A 15,479-nucleotide genomic window follows, 5' to 3' on the forward strand; every position below is an offset into this window, starting at 1 on the left:
AAGAGGTCGCTTTGTCGCTTTCGCAACCCCGCGAAGCGGCGACAAAAAGTTTAGGAGGGGGGGCAGAAGGCATTCTTGTGCAACCGTAACGCTAAAAGGCGCATAGAGAACGGGGAAAGTTGCATAAGGAAGCGGTTGTTCCAGTGCGTTTAGTCCTGTCGGATCGGGCTGGTCCTGTCCTCGGGCGCGGACCGGCCCGGCATGTCCCCCGACGTAAGACCACTGCACCTTCCGTGACGCATGAGAGAGCCCCGCGCGCGCCGGGCTTCCGGTCATGCGAGATCGACGAGGTATTATAATCGTCAATTTATCATGGGATGTAAAAATTCGTTGCTCTATAACAAAGATGTGGCGGCCGGGAGCCTGTCTCCCGGCGCATTCGCCAGGAACCGTTTGGGGCATCATTTGCGCGCGGATATGAGATAATGGGTTGGCTTCGCCGTTACATGCAAGGGACTTCCTTCAAGATGCGGTTGTTCCTCGGAACGACCGCCCTGGTCCTGCTCGTCATAAGCATAGCCAACGGCGTTCTGTACCATATCTTCCGGGCCAGTCTGGAAGTCGATTTCCAAATCCGGCTCAACGAGGGCAACGAGGCCATCCGCAACCTGGTCCAGACCACGGTCTCGACGGCCATCCGCAACCACCTTCGGGCCGTTGCGGAGAAGAACGTGGAGATCGTGAGCCATTTCTATTCATTGGCCGAACAGGGGGCCATCAGCCAGGAACAGGCCAAGGAACGGGCCGCGGAGGTGTTGCTGAGCCAGACCATCGGTTCCACCGGATACATCTTTTGCATGGATAGCGAGCGCACGGTTCAGGTCCATCCCGACAGGCAGCTGCGGGGGGTGGATCTGTCGCAATTTCCCGTGAGCGAAACGCTGGTGCGGGCAAAGACGGGGTATTTCGAATACGAATGGGCGAATCCGGGAGAGGATCTTCCCCGGGCAAAGGCCCTGTACCTGGCCTATTTCGAGCCTTGGGACTGGATTATCGCCGCGTCCAGCTACCGTGAGGAATTCCTTGAGCTCGTGCCTCTGGAGGATATCCGCCAGGGGATAAGGGACCACTCCTTCGGCGAATCCGGCTACGCCTACGTCATCGACAGCAGCGGCAAGATCCTTATCCACCCGAAGTTCGAGAACCTGGACCCCGCTGTTGTAAGCGGATACATCGACGACAAGTATTTCCAGGACGTCCTGAAGCGGCGCAACGGCGTCCTGTATTACCGGTTGCAGGTTCCGGGCGATACGGAGCCGCGGGAAAAGGTGGCCATCTTCAGCGAAATCCCGGAACTGGGCTGGATCATCTTCTCATCCGGTTACCTGGACGAATTCCAGCGGCCCCTGCGCGTCCTGCTCTACGGCATGGGCGGGGCCACGGTGAGCATCATCGTCGTCCTGGTCGCCCTGACCTGGTGGTTCGGCGACATCATGACCCGGCCCCTGTCCTCGTTCATGGAGGTCCTGGAAAAGGGCTCGCAGGGCGACCTCTCGCAGCGCATGGAAGAATCCGGCGGCCTTGAGATCAGGCGGCTTGCCATATTCTACAATCAATTCATGGACAATCTGGAAGTCTCCCAGCGCCAGCTCGCGGACTCCGAGGAGAAATACCGCCTCATTTTCGAAAACGGAGTGGAGGGCATGTTCCGCTTCCACATAGAGGAAGGGCTGATAACCGCCAACCCGGCCATGGCCGCCATCTTCGGCTATGCCGACGCGAAGCAGATCATGGCCGAGGTCACCGACCCCGGCAGACAGTTGTACGTCGATTCCGAGGAACGGGCCGAGGTGCTCAGGACCCTGGCGGCCCGAGGGCAGATCATCGGCGTGGTCCTCCGCTTCAAGCGCCGCGATCAGAGTGAATTCATGGGGGAGATTTCGGCCAGGGCCGTGCGGGACGAGGATGGCAACGTGCTCTACACGGACGGCTTCATCAAGGACGTCTCGGCCCAATACGAGGCCATGGAGGCCCTGACCCAGGCCAAGGAACGGGCCGAGGCCGCCAGCCAGCTCAAGTCCGACTTCCTGGCCCTGGTGTCGCACGAGTTGCGCACGCCGCTGACCTCCATCCAGGGATTCACGCAGCGGGTGAGCAAGAAGCTCGGCACCGTGATCGAACCGGCCTTAGGGGACTCGTGCCAGGAGGCCAAGCGGGCGGCCAGGCAGGCCATCGAAAACATGCGTATCGTGGAGGACGAGGGCAAGCGCCTCCAGCGCCTCATCGACGACGTCCTGATCCTCTCGCAGGCGCAGTCCGGGGAACTGGACATCTCGCCAGACCCCCTCGCGCCGCTGCTCATCCTGACCACGGTGGTGGAGGCCAAGTCCGCCGTGGCCAGGGCCAAGGGCGTCGGGCTGGTCTGCTCCGTGGAGGAGCAGCTGCCCGAAGTGATGGCCGATGCGCCTTACGTGGTGGAAATTGTTGCGCGCCTGGTAGACAACGCCATCAAGTTCACCTCCAAGGGGAATATCACCGTGTCGGCCAAGCGCCGCGACGGGTTCGTGGAGTTCATGGTCCGGGATACCGGGCCCGGCATCCCCCAGGAGGCCCTGGAAGGCATCTTCGACAAGTTCACCCAGCTCGGCGACGTGCACGTGGACAAGCCCCTGGGATTGGGCCTGGGCCTGGCCCTGTGCCACGAACTCGTCATCCTGCAGGGCGGACGCATCCGGGTCGAATCCACCCTGGGCCAGGGCAGCAGCTTCTACTTCACCCTCCCCGTGGCCGATCGGGAATAACCCGCGAGGGGGTGTGTGGCGCCTCCGGCGGCCGGGGGAAGGGGAGAGGGGAAACCTTTGAAAAGGTTTCCCCTCTCCCCTTCTAAACTTTTTGGTTGCGCATCCGCGCGTGCGGAGGGGCGAGTCAAGGCTTGCGTCTGCACGGTAAGTCGTGCGTTAGAGGCCGTTCGTTAAGAAGAAGCCGCCTGTTCGCGCCCGCAACCCCGCGAAGCGGCGACAAAAAGTTTTGAAGGGGAGTCCAGAGGGGAAACTTTTCCAAAAGTTTCCCCTCTGGCCGCCGGAGGCATTCTCTTATTAGTCCGCCGGGTGGCCGGTGTCCTGGACGGGCTGTCCGGCGATTTTTTCCAATCGCTGGCGGATCATGCGGATATGCAGTCTGAGGGAGTAGATATAGTCCGTATAGGACAGGGGGACCGAGGTCTCGAGCACAAGGCGGTCCATCTGTTCGAGTTCTTCGAGCATGGCGCGCGCCTCGGCCGGTTCGGTCAGGTCGTAGGCGTGCATGTCCAGTTTCTTGAGCTGCTTGTACCACTTGAAGATGCGCCGCCGGATCTGCCAGCGGTAGGCGGGCGGGGTGATCTTGAACAGCGGGAAGAGCAGGGTCAGCAGGGGGATGAGCAGGATCTTGAGCCGTTCCACGGTGATGGCCACCTGGAAGGGCAGGTAGCGCATGAGGAACGGGGGGCCGGATTTGTAGAAGTTTTTGGCCTCGTCGCTCAGGGGGAAGAGCACGGCATGGTCGTTGGGGAACTGCTTGGTGGCCGCGAACATGTCGCCCTTGCCGTGGATCTTGGCCGCGGCGAGCAGGAACAGGTATTGGAGCGCCGGGTGCAGGTCGTCGCGGATGACCAGGTTGGCGGTGGGCGCGAGCAGGGTCACGTCGCGGGCGGGCAGGTCGCGCATGAGGTCGATACCGCCCTGGGGCAGGGTCAGCTTTTCGAGGTAGCGGTGCGTGCGCACGTATGTCTCGGCCCGGTTGAAGGAGTACAGGTTCACTTTCCTGTGGGCCTCGCTCAGGGTGCGCACGGCCTCGGAGTTGACCCCGGCGATGACGAACAGGCCGTCGATCTTGCGGTCGAGCAGTTCGGGGATGGCCCGGGCCGTGCCTTCGGGCAGCAGGGTGGCGGTCTCGGCGGTGATCCCGTTCTCCTTGAGCAGCTGGAGGACCATGTGGCTGGTGCCGCTGCCTTCGGCCCCGACCGCTATTGTGCGGCCCTTGAGGTCGGCCAGGGTCTTGACGCGCAGCCGTTTGGAGGTGAACAGCCAGACCGGCTCGAAATAGAGTGAGCCGAGGCTCTCCAGGTCGGGGTGTTCCTCCGGGGTGGCTATGCCGCCCTGCATGAACGCGGCCTGCACCCCGGATTCCGGGTCGTCGATGATGGCCAGGTTGTCCATGGAACCCTTGGAGGCGCGGACCTCCAGCTCGAAGCCGTGTTCCTTGAAGAACGCGGCGTACTCCTCGGCGAATGCGTAATACGCGCCGCCCTCGCCGCCGGTGGCCATGACCACCTTGCCCGGAGGCAGGGGCTTGACGAACTGGAAGGTCACCCACAGGGCCAGGGCGAGCACGCCGATGGCCGCGCCGTAGATGATGAACGACATGAGCACGTGGGAGCGCAGGAACCTGACGAGCTTCTTTATATAGGGATTCTGCATGATGCCCGAATGTAAATAAAAGCCGGACATGGGGCAAGACGGCAGATGCAATTTTCGGCACATGGCGCCGGGGCCGTATGGCGGGTCGTCTTGCGTAGAGCGCGGAATATGGGTAGGGATGGAGGTGTGTTGGAGTTTCCCGCCACGCAACCCGGACCGGATACGCCATGCCTAAGCTGAAAACCCTGCTCGTCCATCCAGACCCCGAGGTCCGCACGGCCCTGCGCGACGTGCTGGAGGAGGTCCCCTTTGTCCAGGTCCTGGGCGAGGCGGTCTCGGCCTTCGAGGCCTTCGAGCTGCTTGAGGCCATCCCCTACGGGGTGTTCTTCGTGGGCGTGGACCTGCCGGGCGGGGCGAGCGGCATCGAGATGGCCCAGATGCTCGCCGGGCGCAAGAACAAGCCCGCCCTGGTGTTCATCTCCGATTCCGAGTCCCAGGCCTACGCCGCCTTCGAGCTGGGGGCCACGGACTACCTGCTCTGGCCGCCCGCGCCCGGACGTATGGCCCGGACCATGGACCGGCTGCAGACCTTCAAGACCCGGTTCCGCGAGGTGCCGCCCCCGGCCCCGTATCCGGGCGACCCGGACGACGAGCCGAGCGAGGGCGACGAGCAGACCGTGAAGCTGCCCCTGCCCGAGGAGGAGCAGGACTCCTTCCTGGCCGCCCTGCAGGCCGCCTGGGACCAGACGTCCAGCCGGAGGCCCGAGATCGACAAGCTGGCCGTGAACCAGGACGGGCGGACCATCCTCATCCCCTACGACCAGATCATCTTTGTCGAGGCCTTCGAGGACTACTCCTACGTGCACACGGCCAACCAGAAATTTCTCTCCTCCTACCGGCTCAAGAACCTTGAGGACCGGCTCGGGCCGCACCGCTTTTTCCGCGTGCACCGCAAGTATCTGGTGAACTTGGACATGGTCACCGAGATCGCGTCCATGCCCGGCTCCAACTTCATGCTGCGCACGGCCGGGCGCACGCGAATCGAGCTGCCCATCAGCCGTCGGCGCATCGCCGAGTTGAAGAAGATCATCGGGCTGTAATCCGATGGATCGACCCCGGAACCGGGCCGTGGCGGCCGGTCCGACCGTTTAACCCGCCGCTGCTACCGCTGGCCGAATAAGCCGGGAGTTGCGGAATGAAAATGCTATGAATGAGACTCGCAAAACCGGGTATTCCGGTTGACCCTGCGAGGAGGACACATGGACCAGTCAGGCGCAATAGATAATCTGCTTCAGGAGGAACGGGTATTCCGTCCGCTCCCGCAATTGGTCATCGAAGCCAACGTCAACCCCCAGGAGCTGGAGGGAGCGCGCAAGTTCGCGGCCATGGACCCGACCGGGTACTGGGAGGAGGCCGCCGACGAGCTGGACTGGTTCAAGAAGTGGGACCAGGTGCTGGACGACAAGGACGCGCCGTTCTACCGCTGGTTTCCGGGCGCGCGCTGCAACATCGTCTACAACGCGCTCGACCGCCACATAGAGACCGCCAACAAGAACAAGCTCGCGCTCATCTGGGAAGGGGAGCCGGGCGACCAGCGCAAGTACACCTATTTCGAGCTTTATCGCGAGGTCAATCGGTTCGCCAACGCCCTGCGCTCCCTGGGCATCCGCAAGGGCGACCGCGTGGTCATCTACATGCCGCCCCTGCCCGAGACGGTCATAGCCATGCTCGCGGCGGCCAAGATCGGCGCGGTCCATTCCGTGGTCTTTGCCGGGTTCTCGGCCAAGGCGCTCAGAAAACGGATCAACGACGCCCAGGCCAAGCTCCTGATCACCTCGGACGGGTTCTACCGCAACGGCCGGATCATCAGCCTCAAGGAGACCGCCGACGAGGCGCTGGTCGGTGCGTGCGCCGACTGCGTTGAGGCCATGGTCGTGGTCCGGCGCTGCAACATCGGCGTGGACATGGTCGACGGCCGGGACTTCCAGTACGAAGACCTGGTTCGTCAGGAGCGCAACGAGGCCCCCACCGAGGTCATGGACGCGGACGACCCGCTCTTTCTGCTCTATACCTCCGGTACCACGGGCACGCCCAAGGGCGTGGTCCACTCCCACGGCGGCTATATGGTCGGCGTGCACCGCACCCTGATCACGGTCTTCGACATCAAGCCCACGGACATCTTCTGGTGCACGGCCGATCCCGGCTGGGTGACGGGCCACTCGGCGGGCATCTACGGTCCGCTCATGGCCGGGACCACCTCGGTCATGTACGAGGGCCACCCCAACTACCCCCAGGCCGACCGTCTCTGGTCCATCGTGGCCAAGTACGGGGTGACGATCTTCTACACCGCGCCGACCATGATCCGCATGCTTATGCGTTTCGGCGCCCAGTACCCCAAGCAGCACGACCTGTCCTCCCTGCGCCTGCTCGGCACCGTGGGCGAACCCATCTCGCCCGAGGCATGGATATGGCTGTATAAGAACATCGGCCGGTCCGAATGCCCGGTGCTCGACACCTGGTGGCAGACCGAGACCGGCATGTTCATGATCTCGCCCCTGCCCATATCCGTGCTCAAGCCGGGCTCCGTGACCAAGGCGCTGCCCGGTGTGGAGGTGGACGTGGTCGATCGCGACGGCAACCCGGTGCCGCCCGGCAAGGGCGGCCTGCTCGTGGTCACCGCGCCCTGGCCGTCCATGATGACCGGCCTGTGGAACGACGACGACCGCTTCAAGGAATACTGGTCCCAGATTCCCGGCGTCTACTACGCGGGCGACGTGGCCCGCAGGGACGAGGACGGCTATATCTGGATCCAGGGCCGGGCCGACGACGTCATCAACATCGCGGGCCACCGCATCGGTTCCGCCGAACTCGAGGCCGCCTTCGGCGTGCACCCGGCGGTCTGCGAATGCGCCGCCATCGGCGTGCCCGACCAGATCAAGGGCGAGGCCGCCAAGGCGTTCGTCATGCTCAACGACGGATTCGAACCGGGCGACGATCTGATCAAGGACCTGAAAAAGACCATCCGCAACGAACTCGGACCCGTGGCCGTGATCAAGTCCATCGAGTTCCGCGACTCCCTCCCCAAAACCCGGTCCGGCAAACTCATGCGCCGCGTGCTCAAGGCCGAGGAAAACGGCTTCGAGATCGGCGACCTGACTGGACTGGACGAAGATTAAATAGGGCGCGGCTTCCGATAGCAGCGCATCTGCACATTTTTTCCGGCCGCGCCAATCCTCACGTAGACGGCTACGCTGCGGTTGCCGCGGCCGGAAGAAAATGCACAGCTGCACCACTCTCGAAAGCCTTGTGCGAGCGCGGTAAAAGAGCCGCTCTCGGATAGCTGCGCTTTCCGGATCGCTTCACTAGAAGGTTTGTCGCGTCCGCACGCCCTTGCCGAAGGCACACAAAAAGTTCTGGAGGGGGAGTCCAGAGGGGGAACCTCTTCCAAGAGGTTCCCCCTCTGGCCGCCGGAGGCATTCCCTGGTGCCCGTGCCTTGCGCGGGCACCAGGGAAAGAGTAGGTTCGCGGCATGACTCGGATAGCGATCATGTCGGATGTGCATGGCAATTTGGAGGCCCTGAAGGAGGTTCTGGCGGACCTGGAGGGGTATTCCGTGGACGCGGTGTATTGTCTGGGCGACATGATCGGGTACGGGCCGCAGCCGCAGGAGTGCGTGGATATGTTGCGCGGGCGCGGAGTGGAGTGCACCATGGGCAACCATGAGCAGGGGCTGATCAATATCCATTATCTGCGCGGCTTCAACCAGCCCGCGGCGGACATGCTGCGGCGCACCCGCGAGATGATTTCGGAAGAGACGTATCAGTGGCTGACCTCGCGGCACAAGGCCATTGTCGAGCACGGTTGCCGGTTCGTGCACGGGTTGCCGCCGGATTCGGTCTCGGAGTATTTGTGGAGATACCGGGACGAGATGGCCGGGGTCTTTGCGCGCTACGCGGAGGATGTGTGCTTCGTGGGCCACACCCATGACCTGGGGCGCTACACCTGCCTGCGCGGCGAGCCGGTCCGGCATTCCCTGCCCGAAGGGGAGACCGGGCTGGAGCAGGGCGTGCGGCATCTGGTGAACATCGGTTCCGTGGGCCAGCCGCGCGACGGGGATAATCGGGCCAAGTACGGGGTCCTGGACCTGGACAGCCGCGTCCTGACCATGCGTTTCGTCCCCTACGACATCAAGAAAACCGCCGACCTGATCCTCGCCCACGGCTTCCACCGAGGCTTCGCCGACCGCCTCTGGTAAAGCCACCCGCGCCGCAGGCGCAAAACGGAGTGCAGGGGTGCGAACCCCTGCCCGCCGGAGGCGAAGTCATCCGACACCGCCGCGCAGCGGCCTTCAAGTCCTGACTTTCTTAACTCATGAAGCGAGAAGCCCCCGCGCAATGTCGCGCGGGGGCTCTACTGTTTCGTGTTCGGGATCGGGCCGTCAGCGGACCAGCACTTCGACGCGGCGGTTTCGGGGTTCGGACTTGCCGTCCGGGGTGGGGATGAGCGGGTTTTCCTCGCCGTGGGAGGTCATCTGGATGATGTCTTCGGGCATGCCCGCCTTGACCAGCAGGTCGCGGACCTTTTGCGCCCGGCGCACGGAGAGGTCGTAGTTGTACTGTTTCTCGCCCATGGTGTCGGTGTGGCCGATGACGGACACGTCGGTTGAGTTGCGGTCGCGCCAGCTCTGCATGATGTCCGGGATGAGCTTTTTGGACTCGCTGGTCAGTTTGGACGAGTCGCTGAGGAAGTTGAGGATGAACCGGGCGGTGGGCAGGGGCTGCGCGGCCATGGCCGCGCCGAACTCGGATTGGACCTGTTCGTCGCTCAGGGTGGTCACCTTGGTGGTGCCGGTGACGGCCTGGTTGGCCTGGGTCAGGGTGGCGGTCTGGCCGCCTTCGGAGGTCACGGTGACCTCGCCCACGTGGCCGTCCAGGTCGGGCAGCAGGACGATGGTCTGTCCGCCGCCGCACCCGGCGAGCATCAGGCCGACAAGAAGGATGAATGCGAATTTCTTCATGGTGCGCTCCTAATCGACCTTGATCAGGAACCGGGTGCCCCGGATTCCTATGGTGGACAGCGGGGTCTCGACGGCCATGGATCCGGGCTTGAGCTTGGCGATCTGGCCGGAGATGAACTGGACCGTGCCCTTGTTCACCCGGGTCAGGAAGTCGAGCTGGTCCTGGGCCGGGTCAAAGACGAACGAATCGATGGTCACCCTGGAGCCGGGCCCCAGGGAAAGGAGCGTGTCGTCGCGGAAGATCACGCCCAGGGAGGAGTTCTTGCCCGTGATCAGGGTGTCTCCCTGGAGCAGGTAGTCTCCCACCGCGGCGGGCAGCCGTTCGGCGAGTCGCTCGACGAACGCCTCGCCGGTCACGGTCTTGATCGTGCCCACGGCCTGGGCGCGGTCAATGGCCGGGGACGCCTGGACCAGGCAGCAGGTGAGGAGAAGGGCCAGGGCCACGATCCCGGCCCGGGGGCGTTTGCCTTGACGCGGCCTGACAGGCGGCGGGGCGGCGGTTTCTGGTCGAAACATGGGCGAGACCTCCGGATTGGATACTAATTGCCAATTTTCCCATATGCCTATCCCCCTCAAAAGTCTACGTCTATTATAATAGGCTTTTATTTTTCGCTCCGGCCATCAAGAATTTCGATGTGACCCGCTTGACACCTATACCCCGTATGGGTATACGGGAGTCGAGGGCGCCATATAGGGTGCAGGTTATAATGTCCAAGGATTTAAACAGGCCATATGGTCTGTAAGAGTGTGAAAACCGTTTTTTGAACGTGCAACAAGCCAACTTTGGAGGGAGCATGAAAAGCAAGCTCATCCTGGCCGTGGCCACGGCCCTGATCACCGTCTTCGCCGTATCCATGGCCTTTGCCATGGGTGGGGGCAACGCCCGCAAGGGCAAGTTCCTGTACCGCAAGAACTGCCGTTCCTGCCATGGCTCCACCGCCAGCGACCTGAGCCCGGCGGACAAGACCCAGGCCGAATGGACCGCCCTGTTCTCCGACACGGGCAAGATCAAGTGCAGCCCGGACTGGACCGTCAACGAGAAGGATCTGAACGACATATTCTCCTATCTGCACGACTACGCCAAGGACTCCCCGTCCCCGGCCAAGTGCAGCTAGCGCTGTGCGGCAAAAGCCGCGCCGGCGGTTGTTCGGCGCGGCCATTGCGCCTCTCGTGGAGGAGACGGGGGCGCGGCTCGACACAAACGGTCCTCCTCGCCCCGAGCCGGGAAGCCGGGGCGGGGGAGGAACCCTACCCGACAGTAGTGCGGACAGCTGGAGGTACTCAGTGCCAAGTTCTAAGCAGACGATGTCCCGCCGCGATTTCTTCCGGGCCTCCGGCCTGGTGGCGGCAGGGGCTGTGGGCGGCCCGGCCCTGCTCGGCGGCCTGACAAAGGCCCGCGCGGCATCGCCGGCCAAGCCCGCCTGGGATTCCAGGTTTTCGGCTTGCGACATGTGCTTCAACAAGTGCGGGCTCATCGCCCGCGTGGAAGACGGGGTGATCACCAAGCTCGACCCCAATCCCAAATTTCTCAAGTCCCGAGGCATGCTCTGCGCGCGCGGCAACGCGGGCCTGGCCCAGGTCTACGACCCGGACCGCCTCAAGCATCCGCTGTTGCGCAAGGGGGCGCGCGGCGAGGGCAAGTGGCAGCGCATCCCCTGGGACGAGGCCCTGGACATGGCCGCCGCCAAGATGGCCGAGGTCCGCGAGAAGTATACCCCCTGCGGACACCTGTTCACGGCGGGCTCGGACCTGCAGTCGCAGTTTGTGGGCCGGTTCGCCGAGGTCTACGGCTCGTTCAACGTGACCTCGCACGAATCCCTGTGCCTGGTCTCGGGCAGCCGGGCCTTCCTGGACACCTTCGGTGAGGTCCCGTTCGCGGACGTGCTCAATTCCAAGTACGTCATGATGGTCGGGGCCAACCGCTTCGAGGCGCTGGTCACCCCGGACTCCATCGACCTGATGACCGCCATCCGCGAGAACGGCTGCAAGCTGGTCACCCTGGACCCGCGCTACACCAAGACCGCGGCCCTGTCCCACGAGTGGTATCCGGTTCGGCCCGGCACGGACATGGCCTTCATGCTGGCCCTGGCCCACGTGATCATCAACGAGAAGCTCTACGATCCGCAGTGGATCGAGGACAAGACCTTCGGCATGGAGCAGCTCACGGCCCACGTGCAGCGGTACACGCCCGGCTTCGCGGCCGAGCAGTGCGGCATCCCGGCCGAGGACATCGCCCGCATGGCCCGCGAACTGGCTGCGGCCGCCCCGGCCTCCATGGTCTATCCCGGCCGCCGCACCTCGGACTACGAGGACTCCACCCAGATCCGGCGCAGCTTCGCCATCGTCAACGGGCTGCTCGGCAACTGGGACAAGCCCGGCGGCCTGCTGGCCGCGCGCCAGGTGGGCCTCAAGGGCGTGCCCTTCGACGCCCCCTGGTACGACGAGAACCAGGAGGACCGCATCGACGCGGGCAAGGTGCCGATGATGTTCGAGCACGAGGGCTCCTTCGTGGTCACCCGCGACTCGGTCCTGGCCGATGACCCGTACCCGGTGCGGGGCTGGTTCATCTACAAGACCAACCCCATGGGCACGGCGCCCAACCGCAAGAAGACCATTGAGATGATGAACAAGATGGACTTCGTCACCGTGGTGGACATCGCCATGTCCGACACCGCCTGGATGGCCGACCTGGTCCTGCCGTCGCAGTCCTACCTGGAGCGCAAGGACCCGTGTTCGGGCCTGCAGGGCTCCGTGGCCTGCGCCTGCGTGGTCAAGCGCGACCCGATCATCGATCCGCTCTACGAGTCCCGGCCTTTGTTCGATATCATGAAGGGCATCGCGAACCGCATGGAGCTGGGCGAGTTCTTCGACTTCACCATCGACGAATACCGCGAGAAGCAGACCCGCGAGATTCCCGAGGCCCTGGCCGTCATGGACCGCGACGGGGTGTACTACAACCCGTCCAAGGTCTACGGCATCTATGAGGGGCGCATCTACAAGACCCTGTCCAAGAAGGTCGAGCTGTACAACCAGCGTTACGAGCAGATGGGCCTGGATCCGCTGCCCAACTACACGCCTCCGGCCGCGCCGCCCGAGAACCGGTTCCGCATGGTCATCGGCCGCAACGCCATGATCACCCAGTCCTCCACGGCCAACAACGCGCTGCTGCACGAGTTCGTGCCGACCAACACCCTGTGGCTGCATCCCGAGGCCGCGAACCGGCTCGGCGTCGGCGACGGCGACCTGGTCGAGGTGTCCAGCCCGGTGGGCCGCCAGGAGCTCAAGGCCGAGGTCACGGACCGCATCCGGCCGGACACGGTGTTCATGCTCTCGGGCTACAACACCCTGTCCACCATGCAGCACCTTTCGCACGGCAACGGCGCTTCCATCAACGATCTGCTGGACGACGACTTCGACGCCATCACCGGCAACGCGTCCATGCACACCACGTTTGTCTCCGTAACAAGGAAGGTGGCGTAATGGCACAGCAACTCGCCATGGTCATCGATGCGGCCAAGTGCATCGACTGCAAGGGGTGCGTGGCCGCCTGCAAGGTCGCCAACAACGTGCCCGAGGGCCAGTTCCGGAACTGGATCAAGCACGCCGAGCTCAGGCCCATGCCCGGCATCGCGGACAACAAGGCCCGGTTCCAGCCCGGCGCGTGCATGCACTGCGAAAAGCCGACCTGCGTGGAGGCGTGCCCCACGGGCGCGACGTACAAGGACATGGACACCGGGGAGGTCGTCATCGACGCGGCCCTGTGCATCGGCTGCGGCAACTGTATTCCGGCCTGCCCGTACGACGCGCGCTACCGCAACGAGGCCACGCGCAAGGCGGACAAGTGCAACTACTGCCCGGAGCGCCGGGCCGCAGGGCTGCAGCCCGCCTGCGTGGACACCTGTCCGACCAAGGCGCGGGTCTTCGGCGACATCAACGACCCGACCAGCGCGGCGGGGGCCCTGTACCGCAAGAACAAGGAGCGGCTGACCCGTGTGGCGGCCAAGACCGACACCCTGCCGAACATGTACTACCTGGGCGATCCCGGACCGGGCGCCTGGGGGCGCGAGGCCGTGGTGCCCGCCTCCATGGTGGTCATGAAGGAGTCCGCGCCGTTCATCAAGGGCATCGTGGCCCTGTCCGGCCTTGGCGTCCTGGCCATGCTCGGCCGCCAGCTTTTTGCCGGGTCCGATCACAAGGAGGACAGCGATGCCTGATAAGACCTACAAGCGGCACGACCGCTCCGACATCTTCATCCACTGGTTCAACGCGGCCTGCTGGCTGCTGCTTCTGCTGACCGGCGTGGGGCTGATCAGCAACCCGGACATCGACCCGTTCGGTTCCGGCTACCCGGCGTGGCTGCGCTCGGTGGTCGGCGGCGGGGGCAACCTGCTGGCCATCCACGAGGGCATCGGCCTGGTCTGGATAGCGGGCTTCGTCCTCTACATGCTGGTCAATTTCCGGGGGGCCAGGTTCTTCCTGGCCGAGGTCTTCGCGGTCAGCCCGGCCCGCGACATGGGCTGGATGCTCAAGAAGATGGTCCTCATGACCCTGGGGCCCAAGGCCCTGAAGATGGTCGGCGTGGACCCGGAGCTGCCGGACCAGGGATATTACAACATGGGCCAGAAGGCGTTTGCCCAGGCCTCGGTGGTCGGCGGCGTGGTCATTGCCGCCACCGGGGTGATCATGTACCTGTCCGACCGGACCTTCGGGGCCGAATCCACGGGCATGATCGGCTGGGCCGTGGCCGGGCACTTCATTGCCGTGGGCCTGGTCTTCGCGGGCCTGTTGGTCCACGTATACATGGCGGCCATCTCGCCCGAAGAGCGGCCCGGCTTCAAGTCCATGTTCACCGGCGTGGTCCCCGACGGCTACGCCAGGCATCACCACAGACTGTGGTGGGAAAAGGTCAGGACCGAGTCCGAACAGGGCTCGGAGTAGTGGAATAAGGTCCCGCCCCGGGAGGAGGCGGGAAGGGAAAACAATCCTTTAGGAAGGGAGTGTCTCATGCACAGGAAGTTTATCGCAGCCGTCATGCTGCTGGCGTTCGCCGTGGTCGCCGTGGCCGCACCGGCCATGGCCCAGGAAGGGGCCAAGTTCAAGCAGTTCCATTCCATTGTGGACTACAAGTTCGTGGCCAAGTACGCCAAGATGCCCAAGCCCAAAAACGTGATGATCATCGACTCCAGGCCGTACAAGCCCAAGTACGTGGACGGCTACATCCCCACGGCCGAGTCCATCCCGGCCAGCCAGTTCGACAAGATGACGGACAAGCTGCCCAAGGACAAGGACGCGCTGCTGGTCTTCTACTGCGGCGGCCTGGCCTGCCCGCTGTCCCACAAGTCCGCCTTTGCGGCCGAGGCCATGGGCTACACCAACGTCAAGGTCTACGCGGCCGGGTTCCCGGACTGGAAGAAGCGCGCGCCGTACTATTCCATCGGCCTGGAGAACCTGAACGCGCGCATCAATGAGGGCGGCAACTACATGCTCGTCGACGCCCGTCCGTACAAGAAGTTCCTGGGCGGGGCCATCCCGTCCGCCATCGGCATTCCGGAGAAGGACTTCGCGGCCAAGCGCGGCCTGCTGCCCGTGGACAAGGTCAACTCCACGCTGATCTACTACTGCGGCGGCTATGCCTGCGCCCTGTCCCACAAGTCCGCGATCATGGCCCGTTCCCTGGGCTACAAGAACGTGCTCGTGGCCGAGGCCGGCTACCCCGGCTGGAAGGAGATGTTCGGCGCGTCCGAGACCGCTGTCCAGGCCGGAGAGGCCGAGGGCGCGGTGGACACCGCCTGGTTCCTGAAGACCATCAAGGACAACCCGTCCGCCATCCTGCTGATCGACGTGCGCGATCCCGAGGAATACGCGGCAGGCCATTTCCCGTCCGCCATCAACATGACCGTGGACATGATCGAGAAGCAGGCCAAGGATATCCCCACGGACAAGCCCATCGTCTTCTCCTGCGCCACGGGCGCGCGTGCGGGCGAGGCCTTCTACCTGTTCAAGGACCTCCGTCCCGATGTCGAGAAGGTCTTCTATCTTGAAGCCACCAACTCGTTCGGCGAAGACAACAGCTACGAGGTCCATCCCAACAAGTAGGGATTGACCATAGACAGACGTCCGGGGAC

Annotated in this window: 12 protein-coding genes; 9 read left to right on the plus strand and 3 right to left on the minus strand. The window is 63.9% G+C overall.

From position 1 onward, the window contains the following. Window positions 1–425 precede the first annotated feature (425 nt). On the plus strand, window positions 426–2,741 hold the full coding sequence (locus ACR42D_RS01595) for a cache domain-containing protein (protein ID WP_484565125.1): 2,316 nt from the start codon (window positions 426–428) through the stop codon (window positions 2,739–2,741). 294 nt (window positions 2,742–3,035) lie between these two features. On the opposite strand, the gene ACR42D_RS01600 is transcribed toward ACR42D_RS01595, so the two are convergent. Continuing rightward, a complete protein-coding gene (locus ACR42D_RS01600) occupies window positions 3,036–4,397 on the minus strand; it encodes a TAXI family TRAP transporter solute-binding subunit (RefSeq protein WP_484565126.1) in 1,362 nt (453 codons plus the stop codon). A gap of 167 nt (window positions 4,398–4,564) precedes the next feature. On the opposite strand from ACR42D_RS01600, the gene ACR42D_RS01605 reads away from it, so the two are divergent. The 3 genes from ACR42D_RS01605 (at window position 4,565) to ACR42D_RS01615 (ending at window position 8,592) form a co-directional block, all read left to right on the plus strand. Beyond that, window positions 4,565–5,437 (plus strand): LytR/AlgR family response regulator transcription factor, encoded by an 873-nt coding sequence (locus ACR42D_RS01605; RefSeq protein WP_484565127.1) that lies wholly within the window; start codon window positions 4,565–4,567, stop codon window positions 5,435–5,437. A gap of 159 nt (window positions 5,438–5,596) precedes the next feature. Then, the gene (gene acs / locus ACR42D_RS01610) at window positions 5,597–7,513 is read left to right on the plus strand and encodes an acetate--CoA ligase (protein WP_484565128.1); all 1,917 of its coding nucleotides are present in this window, start codon (window positions 5,597–5,599) and stop codon (window positions 7,511–7,513) included. 371 nt (window positions 7,514–7,884) lie between these two features. Continuing rightward, window positions 7,885–8,592 carry a metallophosphoesterase family protein gene (locus ACR42D_RS01615; RefSeq protein ID WP_484565129.1) on the plus strand — a complete coding sequence of 236 codons (708 nt, stop codon included), beginning with the start codon at window positions 7,885–7,887 and terminating at the stop codon, window positions 8,590–8,592. 183 nt (window positions 8,593–8,775) lie between these two features. Here ACR42D_RS01615 and ACR42D_RS01620 read toward each other — a convergent pair whose 3' ends face one another. Together ACR42D_RS01620 and ACR42D_RS01625 are read right to left on the minus strand one after the other, a co-directional pair. Next, window positions 8,776–9,354, minus strand: a complete 579-nt coding sequence (locus tag ACR42D_RS01620; protein WP_484565130.1) for an OmpA family protein — start codon at window positions 9,352–9,354, stop codon at window positions 8,776–8,778. Window positions 9,355–9,363: 9 nt separating this feature from the next. Then, on the minus strand, window positions 9,364–9,870 hold the full coding sequence (locus tag ACR42D_RS01625; protein ID WP_484565131.1) for a FecR family protein: 507 nt from the start codon (window positions 9,868–9,870) through the stop codon (window positions 9,364–9,366). Window positions 9,871–10,148: 278 nt separating this feature from the next. Here ACR42D_RS01625 and ACR42D_RS01630 point away from each other — a divergent pair, with 278 nt between their 5' ends. From ACR42D_RS01630 to ACR42D_RS01650, 5 genes are all read left to right on the plus strand, one after another. Beyond that, on the plus strand, window positions 10,149–10,469 hold the full coding sequence (locus ACR42D_RS01630) for a cytochrome c (RefSeq protein WP_484565132.1): 321 nt from the start codon (window positions 10,149–10,151) through the stop codon (window positions 10,467–10,469). Between the two features lie 169 nt (window positions 10,470–10,638). After that, on the plus strand, window positions 10,639–12,834 hold the full coding sequence (locus ACR42D_RS01635) for a molybdopterin-containing oxidoreductase family protein (RefSeq protein WP_484565133.1): 2,196 nt from the start codon (window positions 10,639–10,641) through the stop codon (window positions 12,832–12,834). Further along, window positions 12,834–13,568, plus strand: a complete 735-nt coding sequence (locus ACR42D_RS01640) for a 4Fe-4S dicluster domain-containing protein (protein WP_484565134.1) — start codon at window positions 12,834–12,836, stop codon at window positions 13,566–13,568. The genes ACR42D_RS01635 and ACR42D_RS01640 overlap by 1 nt, the downstream gene beginning before the upstream one ends. After that, window positions 13,561–14,292 carry a formate dehydrogenase subunit gamma gene (locus ACR42D_RS01645; protein WP_484565135.1) on the plus strand — a complete coding sequence of 244 codons (732 nt, stop codon included), beginning with the start codon at window positions 13,561–13,563 and terminating at the stop codon, window positions 14,290–14,292. The genes ACR42D_RS01640 and ACR42D_RS01645 overlap by 8 nt, the downstream gene beginning before the upstream one ends. Window positions 14,293–14,358: 66 nt before the next feature. After that, window positions 14,359–15,450, plus strand: coding sequence for a rhodanese-like domain-containing protein (locus tag ACR42D_RS01650; protein ID WP_484565136.1), 1,092 nt, complete (start codon window positions 14,359–14,361; stop codon window positions 15,448–15,450). The last annotated feature ends 29 nt before the right edge of the window (window positions 15,451–15,479 follow it).

The organism is Pseudodesulfovibrio sp. lm2024, from assembly GCF_051175575.1.
GTDB lineage: Bacteria > Desulfobacterota > Desulfovibrionia > Desulfovibrionales > Desulfovibrionaceae > Pseudodesulfovibrio > Pseudodesulfovibrio caledoniensis.